Raw genomic sequence first — 17,855 nt, forward strand, 5'->3', positions numbered from 1 at the left:
CACTCCCTTCGATCAGCTGTCAACACCTCCCGAAGAACACACATTTGAAAGCTCCAACTGCTCTAAGGAGGCTCCTTGGAAGGCTCCTGCTTCTTTCATTGACAGAGGAAAAGAAGACCCCTACGTTTCGGCCATGCGCTCGACGACCCCTCGGATCGACGTGGTCCCGGCAGCCACACCTGCCGCTTCCCAGGTCTTCACCACTGTTCTCTCCCACGGCCCGCTCACGCGGATCGAGATCTCCCGGCGGACCGCACTCTCCTCGGCCGCGGTCACCAAAGCGGTACGTCCGCTGATGGCGGCCGGCTACCTCGTCGAAGGCGTGGACGAGGAGGCGCGGCCCTCCCTCGGGAGGCCCGCCACCCTCGTACGGGTCGACGGCGGCCGGGCCCTGTTCATCGGCGTCAAGGTGACCGGCGACGAGATCATCGCGGTCCTGACCGACCTGTGCTGCCGCATCCGCGTCGCCCGCCACCTCCCGGTCGCCGACCGCGACCCCGGCGCCGTGCTCGCCTCGATCTCCGGACTCGTCCAGGAACTCCTCACGGAGGCCGAGGGGTTCGGCGTGGAGGTGCGCGGGCTCGGGCTCGCCGTCTCCGGCGACGTGGACCGTGCCGCCGGAGTGGTGCGGTACTCGCCCTTCCTGGACTGGCGGGACGTGCCCCTTGCCGAACTCGCCTCCACCGTCACCGGACTGCCTGTCACCGTCGACAACGACGTCCGCGCGCTGACCGTCGCCGAGCAGTGGTTCGGCGCAGGGGCGGGGATCTCCGACTTCGCCCTGGTGACCGTCGGAGCAGGCATCGGCTGCGGGCTCGTCGTGCACGGCAAGGTGGTCTCCGGGGCACACGGCGTGGCCGGTGAGATCGGCCACCTGCCCATCGACCCGCTGGGCCCGCCCTGCCACTGCGGCAACACCGGCTGCGTGGAGGCGATCGCCGGGGACGCCGCCATCATCCGCCGCGTCCGCGAGGTGACCGGCGCCCCGGTCGCCGACTCCGCCGCAGCCCTGGATCTCGCGCACCGGGGTGATCCCGGCGCACGCGAGGCCTACGCGCGAGCCGGGGAGGCGATCGGCCGTGCCATCGGAGCCGTCGTCAATGTCCTCGGACCGCAGCGAGTGATCATCTCGGGCGAGGGCCTCGCGGCGTACGACCTGTTCGCCGAGCAGATCCGCGACGCGTTCACCGCGTCCGCCTTCGGCACCGCCGCGCAGTGCGACGTGATGACACGTCCGCTGCCTTTCGAGGAGTGGGCGCGCGGGGCCGCGGCCACCGCGATCCAGTCCTTCATCGGCATAGACACGTACAAGGAGTTGCGATGACGCAGCAGAGCCGCAGACCCTTCCCCAGCCGTGAGGCCCGCGAGACCCACGTGCTTCGCGACCCCAGCCGCCGCACCGTGGTCCGCGGATCCCTCGGGGTCGGCGCCGCCGCCGTTGCCGCGCCGCTGCTGAGCGCCTGCGGCGGGGGTCCTGCCGCCGATCCGAAGACGGTGACCTTCGGGTCGAACGGCGCCGATGCCACGCCCGAGAAGGCCTATGCGTCCGTCACCAATGCCTTCACCGAGGACAGCGGTCTCAAGGTCAAGACGAACACCGTCGACCACGACACGTTCCAGAAGAGCATCTCGACCTATCTCCAGGGCACCCCGGACGATGTCTTCACCTGGTTCGCGGGCTATCGCATGCAGTACTTCGCCAAAAAGAAGCTGGCCCATCCCATCGACGACGTATGGGAGAAAATAGGCTCCGGATTCAGCGACGCCGCCAAGCAGCTGTCCAAGGGTGAGGACGGGAAGTACTACTTCGTCCCGCTGTACAACTATCCGTGGGCCGTCTTCTACCGCAAGAGCGTGTTCAAGGAGAAGGGATACGAAGTCCCGCGCACCTGGAGCCAGTTCACCGCGCTCGCCAAGAAGATGAAGAAGGACGGGCTCTCCCCGATCGCTTCTGGCTACGGCGGCGGCGACAGCTGGTCCATCCTCGGGGCCTTCGACTATCTGAACCTGCGCGCCAACGGCTACGACTTCCACAGGGACCTGATGCGGGGCGAGGTCGCGTGGACCGACCGCCGCACCACCAAGACCCTGGACCTGTGGCGCGAGTTGAGCGGCTTCTACCAGCAGGGCGCGGGCGGCCGCTCCTGGCAGGACGCCGCACAGTCGCTGCTCGACAAGAAGTCGGGCATGGCCGTCATCGGACTCTTCCTCGGTCAGCAGATCACCGACGAGAAGCTGCGCGCGGACATCGACTTCTTCCCCTTCCCGGAGGTCGACCCGTCCTACGGCCAGGAGTCCGTCGAGGCCCCCACCGACGGCTTCATGCTCAGCCGCAAGCCGAAGAACCTCAAAGGCGCCACCAAGATGCTCCAATACCTCGGCGGCGCCGAGGCCGAGAACCTCTACATGGGTGTCGACCCGAGCAACGTGGCCGTCAACTCCCGTGCGGACACCGGCAAGTACAACGCCTTGCAGAAGAAGTCCGCCGACCTCATCGCGTCGGCCAAGCACATCACCCAGTTCGCTGACCGCGACAGCGACCCGGGCTTCATCTCCACCGTCGTCCTGCCCGGATTCACCCAATGGCTCGGTCACCCGGACGACGGCACGGCCCTGCTGAAGAAGATCGAGTCCCAGCGTTCGCGCTTTTTCACGGCCTGATGCGGCCGTACGGCCCTACGGCCTGATCAGGACCGGGAAGGTTCACCATGCCCTCTGTGCGCTCAGCGCCCGCGTCCAAGCGTGCCCGGCTCCGGCCCCAAAAAATGCGGCCCCGGCGGCTCGGCACCGGTGACCGCGTCTTCCTCACCGTCATCGTCGGCATTCCGCTGCTCGCCCTGCTGGTCTTCGTCTGGCTTCCCGCGCTCGCCTCCGTGGGCCTGTCCTTCACCGACTGGGACGGCATCGCGCTCTCCGACATCCGCTGGACGGGGCTCGACAACTACAGGGAAATCTTCACCAACTACCCGCCGTTCTGGCCGGCCGTCCAACACAACGTCGTCTGGCTGCTGTTCACGGCGCTCCTCCCCACCCCGTTCGGCATCTTCCTCGCCTACCAGCTCGACCGGAAGATCCGCTTCACGCGGGTCTACCAGACAGCGATCTTCTTGCCGATGGTGCTCTCGCTCGCCGTCGTCGGCTTCATCTGGGAGATCATCTACAACCCCGACAACGGACTGCTGGGCGGCATCCTGAGCGGGGCGGGCTCCGGTCAGCCCATCGACTGGCTCGGAGATCCGGACCTCAACCTCTGGGCCGTGCTCGTCGCCTCCGCGTGGCGGCACACCGGCTACATCATGATCCTCTACCTGGCGGGCCTGAAGGGCTTCGACCCCGCGCTGAAGGAGGCCGCCGCCCTCGACGGCGCCAACGGACGCCAGACGTTCCTGCGGGTGGTCTTCCCCGCGCTCAAGCCGGTCAACATCATCATCCTCGTCGTGACCGTCATGGAGTCGCTGCGGGCGTTCGACATCGTCTACGTACTCGGCGGCGGCACCGGCAGCAAACCCGGCATGGAGCTCCTCTCGCTCCTGATCACCGACAACATCATCGGCGAGTCCAGCCACATCGGTTACGGCTCCGCGCTCGCGGTCGTCCTGCTCGTCGTCTCCCTGCTCGCCATCTGCGCCTTCCTCGTACAGACCTTCCGCAAGGAGGACCAGTGACCGCGACCGTCACCCCGCCGGCCGCCGGGCCACGAACCCGCCGCGTGCCCCCGTCGGGCGACGGCCCGCCGCGCCCCAAGCGGCAGACCGGCCGGCACTTCCTCCTCGGCGGGATCGCCCTCCTGTGGCTCGTCCCGCTGCTGTGGGCGGTCTACACCTCGCTGCGGCCCTACGAGGACACCGCGAAGCACGGCTATCTGTCCTGGCCGCACGGCATCAGCCTGGAGAACTTCTCCGACGCCTGGGGCCAGTCCGGGATGCCGCACTTCTTCTGGAACTCCGTCCTCATCACCGTCCCGGCGGTGCTGGGCACCCTGCTGTTCTCGGCCGCCGTCGCCTTCTTCGTGTCGCGCTTCGACTTCCGGTGGAACATCGCCCTGCTGATGTTCTTCACCGCGGGCAACCTGCTGCCCGCGCAGGTGCTCATCACCCCGCTGTACCGGCTCTACCTCCAGATCCCGCTGCCCGGGTGGATGAGCGACTCGTTCCTGCTCTACGACTCCGTCTGGGGCATCATCGCGATCCACATCGCCTACCAGTGCGGCTTCTGTACCTTCGTCCTCAGCAACTACATGAGGACGATCCCCAAGGAGATCACCGAGGCGTCCCTGGTGGACGGCGCTCCCGTGTGGCGGCAGTTCTTCCAGATCGTCCTGCCGCTGTGCCGGCCCGCGTTCGCGGCGCTCGCCACCCTCGAATCGATCTGGATCTACAACGACTTCTTCTGGTCGCTCGCCCTGATCGACACCGGCGACAAGCGGCCGATCACCTCCGCCCTCGCCAATCTCCAGGGCCAGTACTTCACCAACCCCAACCTCATCGCGGCCGGTGCGCTGCTGACCGCGATCCCCACGCTGCTCGTGTATTTCGCGCTCCAGCGCCAGTTCATCAGCGGACTGACCATCGGTTCCGGCAAGGGCTGACCCGCACAGCCGCGCGTACGTCCCGCACCCCCGACACGCTGCCCCCGACTTCAGGAGGTCCGGCCCATGCGGTCGTCCCTGTACTCCTCCCTGCTCGTCCTCGCCCTCGCCGCCGGCCTGACGACGGCCGTGCCCGCCGCAGCCACCCCCGCAGCCGAGCCGGCGCCCGCCGCGGATCCGGCCCAGAAGCCCTACATGGGCTGGACCAGCTGGAGCATGCAGTCCTCGAAGTACCCCGGGCTCAATCCCGACGGCGACTACAGCTACCTGACCGAGAAGAACGTCCTCAAGCAGACCGGCGCCATGGCGTCCAAGCTCAAGAAGTACGGCTACGAGTACGTCAACATCGACGCGGGCTGGTGGCGCGACATGGCGTGGAAGCCGGAGTTCGACGCCTATGCCCGCCAGGCACCCGACGCGGGCCGCTTCCCGCGCGGCATGAAGCCGGTCGCCGACGACATCCATGCCAAGGGTCTCAAGGCGGGCATCTATCTGCCGGTGGGTCTGGAGAAGGAGGCGTACGGCGAGGGCAAGGTGCCCATCTGGCACGGGGAGGGCTGCACCACCGCCGACATCGTGTACGACGACCTGCGCACCACCAACGGCTGGGACAGCGCCTACAAGCTGGACTTCTCCCGGCCCTGCGCGCAGAAGTACATCGACTCGCAGGCCCAGCTCTTCGCCGACTGGGGCTATGACTTCCTCAAGCTGGACGGCGTCGGCCCCGGCTCGTCCAAGAGCGGCGACAACTACAACAACGTCGCCGACGTGGCCGCCTGGAAGAAGGCCATCGCCAAGGCCGGACGCCCCATCCACCTGGAAATCTCCTGGGCGCTGGACATCAATCACGTGGCCGACTGGAAGCAGTACTCCAACGGCTGGCGCATCGACACCGACGTCGAGTGCTACTGCAACACCCTGGTGTCGTGGGAGAACTCCGTCGACGACCGCTGGGACGACGCCCCCGGCTGGACCCGGCACGCGGGACCCGGCGGCTGGAACGACCTGGACTCCCTGAATGTGGGCAACGGCGAGATGGACGGCCTGACCAAGGCCGAGCGGCAGAGCTACGCGACGCTGTGGGCCATCGCCAAGTCGCCCCTCTACACCGGCGACGACCTCACCCGCCTCGACGACTACGGAGTCTCCCTCCTCACCAACCACGAGGTCATCGCCCTCAACCAGGGCAGCACGCCACCCGCCAGGCCCATCACCGCCTCCGGCAACCGGCAGGTCTGGAGCGCGAAGAACGCCGACGGCAGCCACACCGTCGCCCTGTTCAACCTCGGCGACTCGCCCGCCGCCGTCACCGCGGACTTCTCCACGCTCGGCTTCTCGGGCCGGGGCAAGGTCCGCGACCTGTGGAACCGCGAGGACCTCGGCACGTACAAGGACAAGGTGACGCAGACCCTGCCCGCGCACGGCTCGCGACTGTTCACCGTCGCGCCCCGCGGCCCCGAGCAGCAGATGACGGCGTACGAGGCCGAGTCCGACGCCAATACCCTCAGCGGCAACGCGACGGTCGGCGACTGCGCCGCCTGCTCGGGCGGCAGCAAGGTCGGCAATCTCTACCAGGGCGGAAAGCTCCGCTTCAACGACGTCGTGGTGCCCAAGGCCGGCCGGTACGTGATCGACGTCGCGTACGTCAGCGGTGACCCGCGCACGGTCCAGGTCGCCGCCAACGGCAACGGCTCCACCGCCCTGAAGTTCCCCTCCACCGGGGACTGGGGGACCGCCGAGACGATCGGCGTGCCGGTGACCCTCAGGGCCGGAAGCAACACGGTCACCTTCGACAGCGCGGACGGCTACGCCCCCGACGTCGACCGGATCGACGTACCCAAGCGTTCCTGACGCCGGTCGGATCCCACCCGTACCTCCCGCACGCACCGTCCTGCCGAAATGGAGTGCCTCGTGGACGACGACCAGCACACCGACTCACCCCGCCCCAGACCGAGCCGCCGCGACATCCTCTCCGTGGCCGCCGCCGCGGGCGCCCTCACCGCACTGGGGGGCCTGCCCGCCTTCGCGGCTCCCGCCCCGGTGACCCGCGAGACAAGCTCGCCCCTGCTGGCCGAGGCGGAGACGACCCGCTTCTGGTACCAGGCGCCCGCGTCGGAGCGGGCGATGATCGAACAGGGCCTGCCCGTGGGCAACGGACGCCTGGGCGCCCTCACCGGCAACGACCCCGCCCGCGAACTGCTCCTCATCACCGATGCGACCATGTGGACCGGCGGCCTCAACGCCACCCTCGACGGCGACGGCCAATTTCCCTACGGACGCGACGACTTCGGCTCCTTCACGCTGCTGGCCCGGCTGGCCGTCGACATACCCGACCACGACCTCTCCGCGGTCTCCGACTACCGCCGCGACCTGGACATCAGCCAGGGGATCGTCACCACCTCGTACGTCCGCTCAGGGGTGATGTACCGGCGCCGGATCTTCGCGAGCCACCCCGACGACGCCATCGTCCTGCACTTCTCCCAGCAGGGCGGCGGCCGCTACACCGGAACGGTCACCCTCGCGGGCACCCATGGCGAGACCACCGCCGCGCACGGCCCCCGTGCCGCCTCGTTCGGTGCCGCCTTCCCCGACGGCGGTCTTCGCTACGGAGCCGCGGTGACCGCGTACAGCACCACCGGCACGGTGGCCGTCGACGGCCCGCGGATCTCCTTCGCCGGCTGCAAGGAGCTCACGGTCGTGGTCAGCGGCGGCACGAACTACGCCTCTGACGCGGCCGCGGGCTTCCGCGACCCCACCCTCGACCCGCAGCGCCTGGCGAGGACCAAGGTCCTCGCGGCGGCCCGCCATCCGGCGGCCACGCTCCTGCACTCCCATGTCGCCGACCACCGGCGCCTGTTCGAGCGGATGGACGTCTCGCTGGGCACCTCGTCCAGGGAACAGCGCGGCCTCGACACCTGGGAGCGCGTACAGGCGCGCGCCCAGAGCGACGAGCCGGACCCCGAACTCGAAGCGTCCTACCTCCAGTTCGGCCGCTACCTCACGATCGCCGGATCCCGCGACAGTCTGCCGCTCAACCTCCAGGGACTGTGGCTGGACGGCAACGACCCGGACTGGATGGGGGATTACCACACCGACATCAACATCCAGATGAACTACTGGCTGGCCGACCGGGCGGCACTGTCCACCTGCTTCGACGCCTACGCCGACTACTGCCTGGCGCAGCTTCCCTCCTGGACCGAGCTGACCCGGACCCTGTTCAACGACCCGCGCAACCGCTACCGCAACTCCAGCGGGAAGATCGCGGGCTGGACCGTGGCCATCTCGACCAACATCCACGGCGGGAACGGCTGGTGGTGGCACCCCGCGGGCAACGCCTGGCTGTCCAACTCCCTCTTCGAGCACTACGAGTTCACCCAGGACCGTGCTTATCTCGCCAGGATCCACCCGCTGCTCAAGGGGGCCTGCGAGTTCTGGCAGTCGCGCCTGCTCACGACGACCGTCACCGACGAGGCGACCGGCAAGAGCCGCGAGGTCCTGATCGCCGACAGCGACTGGTCCCCCGAGCACGGCCCTCTCGACGCCAAGGGCATCACGTACGCACAGGAACTGGTCTGGGCGCTCTTCGGCAACTACCGCACCGCCTGCTCGGTCCTGGGCAAGGACACCGCCCACGGCAAGACGGTCGGCGAGCTGCGGAAGCGCCTCTACCTCCCCCAAGTAAGTCCGAAGACGGGCTGGTTGGAGGAGTGGATGTCACCCGACAACCTCGGCGAGACGACCCACAGGCACCTCTCCCCGCTGGTCCAGCTCTTCCCCGGCGACAGGATCCGCCCCGACGATTCGACCCCCAAGGCCCTGGTCGACGGGGCGGCGGCGCTGCTCACCGCGCGCGGTATGGAGAGCTTCGGCTGGGCGAACGCCTGGCGGAGCCTGTGCTGGGCGCGGCTGAAGGACGCGGACAAGGCGTACCAACTGGTCGTGAACAATCTGCGGCCGTCCATCGGCGGGAGCAACGGCACCGCGATGAACCTCTTCGACATCTACGAGGTGGAGAAGGGCCGCGGCATCTTCCAGATCGAGTCCAACTTCGGCACCGCGGCGGCGATGCTGGAGATGCTGGTCTATTCACGCCCGGGACACGTCGAGCTGCTCCCCGCCCTGCCCGAGGCCTGGGCGCGCTCCGGCTCGGTCACCGGTGTCGGCGTGCGCGGCGGCTTCGTCGTCGACCTGCGCTGGCGGGCGGGAAAGGTCACCGAGGCGCGGCTGCGCAGTGTCGGCGGACGCGGCACCACGGTGTCGTACGGGGGAGTGACCCGGAAGGTCGCCGTCGAGCCGGGCGGCTCCATCACACTGCGGGGAGAAGGCAGGTGAGGCGGGCTGCCGGCATCATCTGCGGGCTCCTGCTCGCCCTGTGCTCACCGGCAACGGTGGCGTCGGCGGCGGCAGAGACGTCCCGGCATCAGGTCGTCACGTGGGGAGCGAGCGCCGACCGGCTCGGTCAGGCGGTGGCCGACCGCAGCTACCGCCTCGTCGTCCGCACGAGCGTCGGCGGCGCCCATGCGCGCATCAGGCTGTCCAACGCGTTCGGCGACCAGCCGGTGACCTTCGGGAGCGCCTACGCGGGAGCACGCGAGGAAGGGGCGCGGCTCGTGCCCGGCAGCAACCGGCGGATCACCTTCGGGGGCGCGCGTTCCGTCACGGTGGCGCCGGGCGGGAGCGTGACCAGCGACCCGTTGCCCGGACGGCTGGCGGCACAGAGCGATCTGGTCGTCAGCCTGTACGTGGCCGAGGCCGCGGGCCAGGCGACGGGGCACGGCATGGCCATGCAGACGTCATACGGGGCAGGTGGCGACCACGCCGGTGAGGAGGGCGAGGTGGGCTGGAGCGAGCGGATCGGCTCGTGGTTCTACCTCGACGCGGTGAGCGTGGAGAGCGGGGCGGACACGGGCGCCGTGGTCGCGCTCGGCGACTCCATCACCGACGGCTGGCAGTCCACCGGTGACACGAACCGCCGTTGGCCCGACTACCTCTCCCGGCGGCTCCAGGCTGCGTCCAAAAGCGGCATCAAGGGCGTCGCCAACGAGGGCATCTCCGGCAACAAGGTGCTCGCCGACGGTGCGGGGCAGAGCGCCCTGGTCCGGCTGCAGCGAGACGTCCTGTCCCAACCGGGCGTGCGCACGGTGTTCTTGTTCGAGGGCATCAACGACATCAAGGCGCACACCGGCGTCACGGCTGCCCAACTCATCGCCGGATACCGGCAGATCATCGAGCGGTCGCACGCGGCGGGCAAGTGTGTCGTGGGCGGCACCGTGCTGCCCTTCAAGGGCTGGTCGGAGTTCGACCCAGCGGGCGAGGCGGTGCGCCAGGAGGTCAACGACTTCATCAGGAACAGCGGTGAGCTGGACGCCGTCACCGACTTCGACAAGGCGCTGCGCAGCCCGTACGACCAGGAGCGTCTGCTCCCGGTCTTCGACGGCGGGGATCACCTCCACCCCAACGACAAGGGCATGCGGGTGATGGCCGACGCGGTCGACCTGGGAACTCTGGGGTGCGAGCGGTGAACGCCGGACGGGGGTCTTGGTCTTTGCCGTAACGGCAAAGAAGCTTGCCGTTCCATTGAGGTCGGGCGCACGGTGTCCTCATGACTGAGACGAATGAACGAGACGCCGCCACCGACCTCCAGGCGGACGTCGACGCGGAGGTGGACGTGTTGGTGGTCGGGGGCGGCGCGGCCGGTCTCTCGGCCGCGCTGACCCTGGCCCGCGCCAGGCGCTCGGTGCTGGTGGTCGACTCCGGAGAGCCGCGCAACGCACCCGCCGACGCGGTGCACGGATTCCTCTCCCGCGAGGGCCTCGCACCGGGCGAACTGCTGAAGATCGGCCGGGAGGAGATCGCCGGGTACGGCGGGCGGACCGTGGCGGACCGGGTCACCGGCGTCCGCCGGTCCGGCGAGCGCTTCGTCGTGGAGACCGCGAGCGGCCGGAGCCACCACGCGCGGCGCCTGCTGGTGACGACCGGGCTCGTCGACGAGCTGCCCGATGTCCCCGGCGTACGCGAGCGGTGGGGCCGTGACGTCCTGCACTGCCCGTACTGCCATGGCTGGGAGGTGCGCGACGAGCCCATCGGCGTCCTGGCGACCGGTCCGATGGCGGTGCACCAGGCGCTGCTGTTCCGTCAGTGGACGCCGGAAGTGACCTTGTTCCTGCACACCGCGGGCGAGCTGACCGAGGAGCAGTGGGAGCAGCTGGCCGCCCGTGGCATCGCGGTGGTCGACGGCGAGGTGGCCTCTCTCGATGTCGATGAGGACCGGCTCTCCGGCGTCCGGCTGGCCTCGGGCAAGCGTGTCCCGGTGCGGGCTCTCGCCGTGGCCCCGCGGTTCGAGGCGCGCGGGGCGGTGCTCGCGGAACTCGGCCTGACGCGCGTGAACCACCCCATGGGTGTGGGAAGTTACGTGGAGTCGGACGCGACCGGCCGCACGGGCGTCGAGGGGGTGTGGGTCGCGGGCAACGTCACCGATCTCGTGGCCGGAGTCATGGTGTCCGCAGCCGCCGGCATGACGGCCGCGACAGCGATCAACGCCGACCTCGTGGCCGCCGACACCGCGCGGGCGGTGGCGGCGCGGCGCGCTCAGCAGGCCTTCGGCCCGGCAGCGGAAGCAGCCAACTGCCAGCAGGTGATGGGGGAGCGGCGGCACGGGATCGAGACAGTCCTGACCGGCGGCGAGGCCGTCGGCCGCGAGATCAAGGGGCAGTGAAAGGCCGGGCTCGGGGCCCGCATCGCTGGTGGCGCAATTCCGTTGGGAGCTGTCATTAATGCCACTGGGAGGCGGCCCCCGGGCCGGATAACTTCGGCGGTGATCCCGGAAAAGACCGGACGCGCACCACCACTGAAGGAACTCCATGCAGGTCATGACCTATGTCGCACCGGTACTGATCGGCGTTCTCTACGCCCTCGCCATGTCCCTGATCCGCGAACCCCACCGGCGCCGCTTCAACGCGATCATGCTGGCGGGGGCAGGTGCGGCCTATCTGAGCGGCGGCGGCCTGGGAGGCTGGGAGTTCCTCTTCACCGCCGCCGTGGCCTACTGCGCCTACCGCGGCCTGGAATCCTGGACGTTCATCGGCATCGGCTGGCTGCTGCACACCGGCTGGGACCTGCTCCACCACGTCAAGGGCAACCCGATCATCCCCTTCGCCCACGACTCGTCCCTGGGGTGCGCCATCTGCGATCCCGTCATCGCGCTCTGGTGCCTGCGCGGCGGTCCCTCGCTGATCGGCCTCGTCCGCGGCCGGGCCGCGGACGCGCACGTGACACGAACGCACTGACCCCTCGCGCCGCCACCAGTGGCGCCCTCGCCGGCGGGCAGTTGCGGCGTTGCGGCCGGTTTTATCGGATTCCGTTACGCGCTCTCCGGGTGATCGCAATGTCGGGTGCATACGTTTATGTTCCTCGTTGTGGGGCTCGTCGCACGACGAGGGCCGCGTACTGACCGACACCCAAGGGGATCACTGCCGTTATGCGAAACACCCGCCGCCACAGCCTTCTGCGCACCGCCGCCGTCTCCGCGCTCGCCGGATCGGTGCTGGTGATTCCCGCCACCGCCGCGCTCGCCGCCGGGTCCGGTCCTGAGCCTGTCCCCACGCAGTCAGCGGCCAAGCCCGCCCCCGTCCCCGCCACGCTCACGGCGAAGGCGTCCCTCTCCCACGTCCGCGCGTGGCAGGAGCTGCGCATCACGGGCAAGGCGACCGGTCTCAAGCCCGGAAGCAAGGTGACTCTGCAGCAGAAGCAGCACGGGGCGTGGAAGGCCCTGCCCGCCAGTACGGTCACCAACACGTCCGGGAGCTACGGCCTGCGCGCCAAGCTCGGCCTCAAGGGCAAGAACGAACTGCGCGTCGCCAGCGGCGCCACCGTCTCCCCGGTCGTCACGGTGACCGTGAGCTGACCCGACGGTCCCCTCAGCCCGCCCCCGTACGTACGGCTCGTCACGCCTCGGGGGCGCGCTCGGCCGCCGAGGCGGAACCCTCGGCCTCGGCATGCGCGTCGACCTGCCGCCCCACCTCACGCGCCTCGTCGGTCAGCATCCGCAGTCGTGCCTCGGCCTGATCCGCGCGGGCCTGGAGGCGGGCGGTGTCGTCGGCGATGACCTGGCAGGCCAGATCCGTCGCGGCGTCCACGTCCTCGGGAGATCCGCGCTCGGCCAGTTCCTCCAGCGCGCTCTTGACCGCGGGGATGCCGCCGCGGTGGTGGATGTCGTTCCAGAACTCATAGTCCATCCGGGCAGTTTGCCGGATCGGGGGACCGCGGAGCGAACCGCGGCCGTGCCGCGCTAGGCCCGCAGGCTCCGCATGACCTCACGGCAGGCGGTCGCCGCGCCGTCGGTGGCCTCGGAGCAGAGGCGGCAGTGCTCGTGGTGCGGCGCGTGCCGGGCGCACAGCTCGTGACTGTGCTCGCAGGCCATCACGCATGCCTGCAACTGCGCGGCCAGCAGCGCGTGATCGGAGTCCGTGCCGCGCGTCAGGACGCGCCGTGTGGTGGAGGCGACGTCGGCGCAGTTGAGATCGCGGTTGATGGAGGTCCGCAGTTCGTCGGCCTCCTTCTCGGCGAGCATGCCGACCGCGCAGGCGGTCACCGCCTGTTCGCACGCCGAGAGGGCGTCCACGGCGGTGGCGAGGGTCTGGTTGTCGAGGTGGTCGCCGCGCGGGGCGAGGCTGTCGAACAACTCGCGCGTCTGGAGCATCGTGTCTCCAACGGAGTCTTGAGGGGCCCCGGTTCCGGGGGTTCCCGGTCCTGAGGATGCCCGGTCTCCCGACGCTAGTCCCGCCCCCGCCAACGGTGAAGGGCGCGGGGGCCACCGATCGCAGCCCACGGCCGTCCACCGCGTCTTCTCCCCCGGGAAGCGGACCCCGTTCACCCGGCCGTGTGACGCGCATCATGCGATTCCTGGAGATCGCCGGGAACTTCTGGGCCTCTTCGGCCGACTCCTGCACCGGCCCGCTACGGCTGTTTCGCGCCATCCCTTCCTCCAGGAGAGCAGCTCATGTCCGCCGAACCCACACTCCTCGCCCCGGACGACGGGCAGGAGACCCAGGGGGCGCCGCCCTCCGCAGGACGGTCCGGATGGGCGTCGCTGCGTCCGCTCGTGCTGCGCCTGCACTTCTACGCCGGGGTGCTCATCGCGCCCTTCCTGCTCGTCGCCGCCACCACGGGACTTCTGTACGCCTGCTCGTACCAGGCCGAGAAGATCATGTACTCCCACGAACTGCGTGTCCCCGTAGGCGAGAACAAGACCGAACTGCCGCTCTCGAAACAGGTGTCCGCCGCCCGCAAGGCACACCCCCAGGGCACGGTCAGCGCGGTGCGGCCCTCGCCGGAGGAAGGCGCGACCACCCGCGTACTGCTGTCCGGAACGCCGGGCGTGGACGCCGACCACACCCTCGCCGTGTTCGTGAACCCGTACAACGGCGAAGTGCGCGGCGCCCTGGAGCAGTACGGCTCCACCGGCGCACTGCCGCTGCGCACCTGGATCGACGAGCTCCACCGCGATCTGCACCTGGGGGAGAGCGGGCGGCTCTACAGCGAACTCGCCGCCAGCTGGCTGTGGGTGATCGCGGGCGGCGGTCTGGTGCTGTGGTTCGCACGGCGAAGGTCCCGGCGCAAGCTGCGCGGCGCCACCGGCCGCCGTCGCACCCTCTCGCTGCACGGCTCGGTGGGCGTGTGGGCCGCCGGAGGGCTGATCTTCCTGTCGGCGACGGGTCTGACCTGGTCGACGTACGCGGGAGAGAGCGTCGGCGATCTGCGCGAGGCCATCGGGCAGACGACACCGGCGCTGACGGCGACCGTCGGAGGCGGCGGGGAACACGCGGGGCACGGTGGATCGGGTGCGTCCGGGGCCGCCGGTGGCGACGGCGCGGGGCTCGACGCCGTTCTGAAGGCGGCCCGCGCGGAGGGGCTCTCCAACCCGGTCGAGGTCGTGCCGCCCGCCGACGCGTCGTCCGCCTACGTCGTCCGGCAGATACAGCGCAGCTGGCCCGAGAAGCAGGACTCCGTCGCCGTCGACCCGGCCACGGGCGAGGTCACCGAAGTACTGCGGTTCGCCGACTACCCCGTGCTCGCCAAGCTGACCCGCTGGGGCATCGACGCGCACACCGGCACGCTGTTCGGGATCGTCAACCAGATCGCCCTGGCCGTTCTCGCCCTCGGCCTGATCCTGATGATCGTGTGGGGATACCGCATGTGGTGGCAGCGCGGACGCGGCAGTTCCTTCGGACGCCCGCTGCCGCGCGGGGCGTGGCAGAACGTACCGGCCTACGTCCTGGTCCCGTTGATGGCGGCGATCGCCGTGCTCGGCTACTTCGTGCCGCTGCTGGGAATCCCGTTGGCGGCTTTCCTCGCCGCGGACGTCGTGCTGGGGGAGATCGCCTACCGGCGCGGCAGGCGCAGCTACGCCTGAGGCCCGCTCAGTCGTGGGTGGCCGCGCCGCGGTGGTGGTCGGCGAGGTTCAGGACCTCGTCGACCACCCGGCGCAGGTGCCCGTCGGGCGGGCCGTAGATCATCCTTCGCCCCTCCTTGCGTACGGACACGAGCCCGGCCAGGCGCAGTTTGGCCAGGTGCTGGCTGACCGCCGGTCGAGCCGCGCCGCAGGCGGCGGTGAGGGTGGTGACGTCCGCCTCGCCGGTGCCGAGGGTGTGCAGCAGGGCCAGCCGGGTGCGGTCGGCGAGGAGGCCGAGGACCTCGGCCGCATGGGCGAAGTGCTCGGTGCCCGGATCTTGCGGGTGCGCATCGTGCGCAGGTGATAGGTGCATGCGTGCGCTCATACGCACATAATGGGCGCGGGCGCCTCGCGGTGTCCACTCTCCGTCCCGCGTCGGAAGGCCGTACTCGTGAGTGAACAGCACGGACACCCGCACCCTCCGCACGAGCACCACGAGCACCACGAGCACCACGAGCCCGGACATGGCCACGGGTCCGGTGGCGCGGGGTGGTCGGCCCGGTGGCGGCACAAGGCCGGGCACCTGCTGAAGCCGCACTCGCACGAGGCCGCGGACAAGGTCGACCCCGCGCTGGAATCGTCCGCCCGCGGCATGCGCGCGCTGTGGATCTCACTGGCCGTCCTGGGCGTGACGGCCGCGGCCCAGGCGGTGATCGTGGTGCTCACCGGTTCCGTCGCTCTCCTCGGCGACACCGTGCACAACGCGGCGGACGCGCTGACCGCGATCCCCCTGGGCATCGCCTTCGTCCTGGGCCGGCGGGCCGCCACGCGCCGCTTCACCTACGGCTACGGCCGCGCCGAGGACCTCGCGGGCATCGTCATCCTCCTGACGATCGCCGGATCCGCGGCTTTCGCCGCCTGGGCCGCGGTCGACCGGCTGCTCAACCCCCGCGCCCTGGAACACGTCTGGGTGGTGGCCGCCGCCGCGGTCATCGGTTTCATCGGCAACGAATGGGTCGCCCGCTACCGCATCCGCGTCGGCCGCGAGATCGGCTCGGCCGCCCTGGTGGCCGACGGCCTGCATGCCCGCACGGACGGATTCACCTCTCTCGCCGTCCTGTTGAGCGCGGGCGGCGCCGCCCTGGGCTGGCGGCTCGCCGACCCGATCGTGGGCCTGCTGATCACCGCGGCCATCCTGCTGGTCCTGCGGGACGCGGCGCGCGAGGTGTTCCGCAGGGTGATGGACGCCGTCGACCCCGCACTGGTGGACGCGGCGGAGGAAACGCTCCTCGCGGTACCGGGCGTACGCGGTGTCGGCGAGCTGCGCCTTCGCTGGATCGGCCACCGGCTGCGCGCGGAGGTGGCGGTCGTGGTGGACGGAGAGTTGACCGTGCGGGAGGCGCACGAGGTCGCGGTGGACGCGGAGCACGCCCTGCTGCACGCGGTGCCCAAGCTGACCGCGGCGCTGGTGCACGCCGACCCGGCGGCCGTGCCCGGCACCCAGGACCCGCACCTGGTCCTCGCGCACCACGGGGTGTGAGCGGGAAGGCGGGGGCGCGGCACCGGACCGGCGGCGGCTACTATCTGCGGCCATGAGGTCAGGGCCGCGGGACACGGCGCACGGAGAGCGGCGCACGGCCGCGCGTTGCGCCGCGCTCGGGGTCAGCCTGGCCACCCTGCTGGCCGTCCTGTGCGTGTGCTTCGGCCATGCGGCTCATGACGACGAGACCCCCGCTCGTGGCCTGGTCTCGGTCTCCGCCGAGGGTGCCACGGAGGCAACAACAGAGACGGAAGAAGCCGCGCTCGGCCACAGCTGCCCGCCCGGCGACCGGTGCGCCTCCGCCACGCACGCCGCCGCGACCGCGCTTCCGGCCCCCGAGCCCTCGGTGCCGACGACGCTGGAGGCGGCGGGACTGCCCGCCGCCCCCGCCACCTCACATCCCGTACCGCGGGCGCCCATTCACCGGAACGCCCCGGATCTCCACGTCCTTCAGGTGCAGAGGACCTAGGCCGCACCCCCGCGCACCGACCCGTCCCGTCCCGTTCCGGACGGTCTCACGGTCGCGCGCTCGCGCCGCCCACCTTCACCCACCATCACCACCGCCGCGCCCCGGGCACGGCGGGGACAAGGACATCCCCGGACATGGGCACTTCCAGAACAGGCAACTCCAAGACGAGCACCGCCAAGACGAGCACCGCCAAGACAGGCAAGAAGGCCGCGACGACCGCCGCACGCAAGGCCCACATTCAGGAGCTGCGCCGCGCCGAGCAGGCGCGCGACCGCCGCAATCGCGTCATCGCCATCACGGCGGGCGTGGCCGTGCTGGCCGGGGTCGCCGGATTCGGCTCGTACCTCCTGCTCGACGCGTCGGAGAAGAAGGACAAGGAAAAGGCCGTCGCACAGGCCCCGGTGAAGGGCGAGAAGTCCTGGGACGCGAAGAAGCTCGGGCGCAACCACGTCACGAAGAAGGTCGACTACCCGATGACCCCGGCAGCGGGCGGCGACCACAGCCAGGCATGGGCCAACTGCCAAGGCGATGTCTACGACAAGCCGTTGGGCGAGGAGAACGCCGTCCACTCGCTGGAGCACGGCGCCGTCTGGATCACGTACAACGACAAGGCGGCCAACGGCGACATAAAGACGTTGAGCCAGAAGGTCAGGACGACCCCCTACACGTTGATGAGCCCGGTCAAGGAGCAGAAGGGCGCACTCACCCTCACCGCGTGGGGTCGCCAGCTCACCGTGGACAAGGCATCCGACCCCAGGGTCGAGCAGTTCCTGGGCAAGTACGTCCAGGGCGAGCAGACTCCGGAGCCAGGCGCGGCCTGCACGGGCGGGGTCGGACCGGCGTGAGGTAGCGAACTCGGGGAAGGCGG

17 protein-coding genes are annotated in these 17,855 nt (G+C 70.1%); 14 read left to right on the top strand and 3 right to left on the bottom strand.

Annotated features, from left to right (window positions below):
* The first annotated feature begins 133 nt into the window (after positions 1–133).
* From ACFUPX_RS12185 to ACFUPX_RS12230, 10 genes are all read left to right on the top strand, one after another.
* Positions 134–1,324 carry an ROK family protein gene (locus ACFUPX_RS12185; RefSeq protein WP_383319992.1) on the top strand — a complete coding sequence of 397 codons (1,191 nt, stop codon included), beginning with the start codon at positions 134–136 and terminating at the stop codon, positions 1,322–1,324.
* Complete coding sequence (locus ACFUPX_RS12190; RefSeq protein WP_383319994.1) at positions 1,321–2,661, top strand: ABC transporter substrate-binding protein; 1,341 nt, start codon at positions 1,321–1,323, stop codon at positions 2,659–2,661. Before ACFUPX_RS12185 ends, ACFUPX_RS12190 begins: the two co-directional genes overlap by 4 nt.
* A gap of 47 nt (positions 2,662–2,708) precedes the next feature.
* Positions 2,709–3,665 (top strand): carbohydrate ABC transporter permease, encoded by a 957-nt coding sequence (locus ACFUPX_RS12195; RefSeq protein ID WP_383319996.1) that lies wholly within the window; start codon positions 2,709–2,711, stop codon positions 3,663–3,665.
* Positions 3,666–3,709: 44 nt separating this feature from the next.
* Positions 3,710–4,588: a carbohydrate ABC transporter permease gene (locus ACFUPX_RS12200; RefSeq protein WP_383320050.1), complete on the top strand. Its 879-nt coding sequence runs from the start codon at positions 3,710–3,712 to the stop codon at positions 4,586–4,588.
* Positions 4,589–4,654: 66 nt separating this feature from the next.
* Positions 4,655–6,439, top strand: coding sequence for an alpha-galactosidase D (locus ACFUPX_RS12205; RefSeq protein ID WP_383319998.1), 1,785 nt, complete (start codon positions 4,655–4,657; stop codon positions 6,437–6,439).
* A 60-nt stretch (positions 6,440–6,499) separates the two neighbouring features.
* Positions 6,500–8,920 (top strand): glycoside hydrolase N-terminal domain-containing protein, encoded by a 2,421-nt coding sequence (locus ACFUPX_RS12210; RefSeq protein ID WP_383319999.1) that lies wholly within the window; start codon positions 6,500–6,502, stop codon positions 8,918–8,920.
* A complete protein-coding gene (locus ACFUPX_RS12215; RefSeq protein WP_383320001.1) occupies positions 8,917–10,110 on the top strand; it encodes an SGNH/GDSL hydrolase family protein in 1,194 nt (397 codons plus the stop codon). Before ACFUPX_RS12210 ends, ACFUPX_RS12215 begins: the two co-directional genes overlap by 4 nt.
* Positions 10,111–10,190: 80 nt before the next feature.
* On the top strand, positions 10,191–11,303 hold the full coding sequence (locus ACFUPX_RS12220) for an NAD(P)/FAD-dependent oxidoreductase (protein WP_383320003.1): 1,113 nt from the start codon (positions 10,191–10,193) through the stop codon (positions 11,301–11,303).
* Between the two features lie 154 nt (positions 11,304–11,457).
* Positions 11,458–11,874 (top strand): DUF6010 family protein, encoded by a 417-nt coding sequence (locus ACFUPX_RS12225; RefSeq protein ID WP_383320005.1) that lies wholly within the window; start codon positions 11,458–11,460, stop codon positions 11,872–11,874.
* Between the two features lie 191 nt (positions 11,875–12,065).
* Complete coding sequence (locus ACFUPX_RS12230) at positions 12,066–12,491, top strand: hypothetical protein (RefSeq protein ID WP_383320007.1); 426 nt, start codon at positions 12,066–12,068, stop codon at positions 12,489–12,491.
* 40 nt (positions 12,492–12,531) lie between these two features.
* On the opposite strand, the gene ACFUPX_RS12235 is transcribed toward ACFUPX_RS12230, so the two are convergent.
* Together ACFUPX_RS12235 and ACFUPX_RS12240 are read right to left on the bottom strand one after the other, a co-directional pair.
* Entirely contained in the window at positions 12,532–12,822 is a 291-nt protein-coding gene (locus ACFUPX_RS12235) for a hypothetical protein (protein WP_383320009.1), read from the bottom strand.
* A gap of 53 nt (positions 12,823–12,875) precedes the next feature.
* Positions 12,876–13,286, bottom strand: a complete 411-nt coding sequence (locus ACFUPX_RS12240; RefSeq protein ID WP_383320010.1) for a hypothetical protein — start codon at positions 13,284–13,286, stop codon at positions 12,876–12,878.
* Between the two features lie 300 nt (positions 13,287–13,586).
* On the opposite strand from ACFUPX_RS12240, the gene ACFUPX_RS12245 reads away from it, so the two are divergent.
* Complete coding sequence (locus ACFUPX_RS12245; RefSeq protein WP_383320012.1) at positions 13,587–14,999, top strand: PepSY-associated TM helix domain-containing protein; 1,413 nt, start codon at positions 13,587–13,589, stop codon at positions 14,997–14,999.
* 7 nt (positions 15,000–15,006) lie between these two features.
* Here ACFUPX_RS12245 and ACFUPX_RS12250 read toward each other — a convergent pair whose 3' ends face one another.
* Positions 15,007–15,351, bottom strand: coding sequence for an ArsR/SmtB family transcription factor (locus ACFUPX_RS12250; protein ID WP_383320014.1), 345 nt, complete (start codon positions 15,349–15,351; stop codon positions 15,007–15,009).
* Positions 15,352–15,429: 78 nt separating this feature from the next.
* On the opposite strand from ACFUPX_RS12250, the gene ACFUPX_RS12255 reads away from it, so the two are divergent.
* The 3 genes from ACFUPX_RS12255 to ACFUPX_RS12265 all read left to right on the top strand — a co-directional run bounded on the left by ACFUPX_RS12255 (position 15,430) and on the right by ACFUPX_RS12265 (position 17,832).
* Positions 15,430–16,518 carry a cation diffusion facilitator family transporter gene (locus ACFUPX_RS12255; RefSeq protein ID WP_383320016.1) on the top strand — a complete coding sequence of 363 codons (1,089 nt, stop codon included), beginning with the start codon at positions 15,430–15,432 and terminating at the stop codon, positions 16,516–16,518.
* A 52-nt stretch (positions 16,519–16,570) separates the two neighbouring features.
* Complete coding sequence (locus ACFUPX_RS12260; protein WP_383320018.1) at positions 16,571–16,987, top strand: hypothetical protein; 417 nt, start codon at positions 16,571–16,573, stop codon at positions 16,985–16,987.
* 134 nt (positions 16,988–17,121) lie between these two features.
* The gene (locus ACFUPX_RS12265) at positions 17,122–17,832 is read left to right on the top strand and encodes a DUF3105 domain-containing protein (RefSeq protein WP_383320020.1); all 711 of its coding nucleotides are present in this window, start codon (positions 17,122–17,124) and stop codon (positions 17,830–17,832) included.
* Positions 17,833–17,855 lie beyond the last annotated feature (23 nt).

It is taken from the genome of Streptomyces sp. NPDC057302, from assembly GCF_042667685.1.
Classification (GTDB): domain Bacteria; phylum Actinomycetota; class Actinomycetes; order Streptomycetales; family Streptomycetaceae; genus Streptomyces.

What these genes read in the sequence shown, in the direction of transcription:
- ACFUPX_RS12185 (WP_383319992.1), top strand. Translation starts at nt 134, where the DNA reads ATGCGCTCGACGACCCCTCGGATCGACGTGGTCCCGGCAGCCACACCT.
- ACFUPX_RS12190 (WP_383319994.1), top strand. Translation starts at nt 1,321, where the DNA reads ATGACGCAGCAGAGCCGCAGACCCTTCCCCAGCCGTGAGGCCCGCGAG.
- ACFUPX_RS12195 (WP_383319996.1), top strand. Translation starts at nt 2,709, where the DNA reads ATGCCCTCTGTGCGCTCAGCGCCCGCGTCCAAGCGTGCCCGGCTCCGG.
- ACFUPX_RS12205 (WP_383319998.1), top strand. Translation starts at nt 4,655, where the DNA reads ATGCGGTCGTCCCTGTACTCCTCCCTGCTCGTCCTCGCCCTCGCCGCC.
- ACFUPX_RS12220 (WP_383320003.1), top strand. Translation starts at nt 10,191, where the DNA reads ATGACTGAGACGAATGAACGAGACGCCGCCACCGACCTCCAGGCGGAC.
- ACFUPX_RS12225 (WP_383320005.1), top strand. Translation starts at nt 11,458, where the DNA reads ATGACCTATGTCGCACCGGTACTGATCGGCGTTCTCTACGCCCTCGCC.
- ACFUPX_RS12230 (WP_383320007.1), top strand. Translation starts at nt 12,066, where the DNA reads ATGCGAAACACCCGCCGCCACAGCCTTCTGCGCACCGCCGCCGTCTCC.
- ACFUPX_RS12235 (WP_383320009.1), bottom strand. Translation starts at nt 12,822, where the DNA reads ATGGACTATGAGTTCTGGAACGACATCCACCACCGCGGCGGCATCCCC.
- ACFUPX_RS12240 (WP_383320010.1), bottom strand. Translation starts at nt 13,286, where the DNA reads ATGCTCCAGACGCGCGAGTTGTTCGACAGCCTCGCCCCGCGCGGCGAC.
- ACFUPX_RS12245 (WP_383320012.1), top strand. Translation starts at nt 13,587, where the DNA reads ATGTCCGCCGAACCCACACTCCTCGCCCCGGACGACGGGCAGGAGACC.
- ACFUPX_RS12250 (WP_383320014.1), bottom strand. Translation starts at nt 15,351, where the DNA reads ATGCACCTATCACCTGCGCACGATGCGCACCCGCAAGATCCGGGCACC.
- ACFUPX_RS12260 (WP_383320018.1), top strand. Translation starts at nt 16,571, where the DNA reads ATGAGGTCAGGGCCGCGGGACACGGCGCACGGAGAGCGGCGCACGGCC.
- ACFUPX_RS12265 (WP_383320020.1), top strand. Translation starts at nt 17,122, where the DNA reads ATGGGCACTTCCAGAACAGGCAACTCCAAGACGAGCACCGCCAAGACG.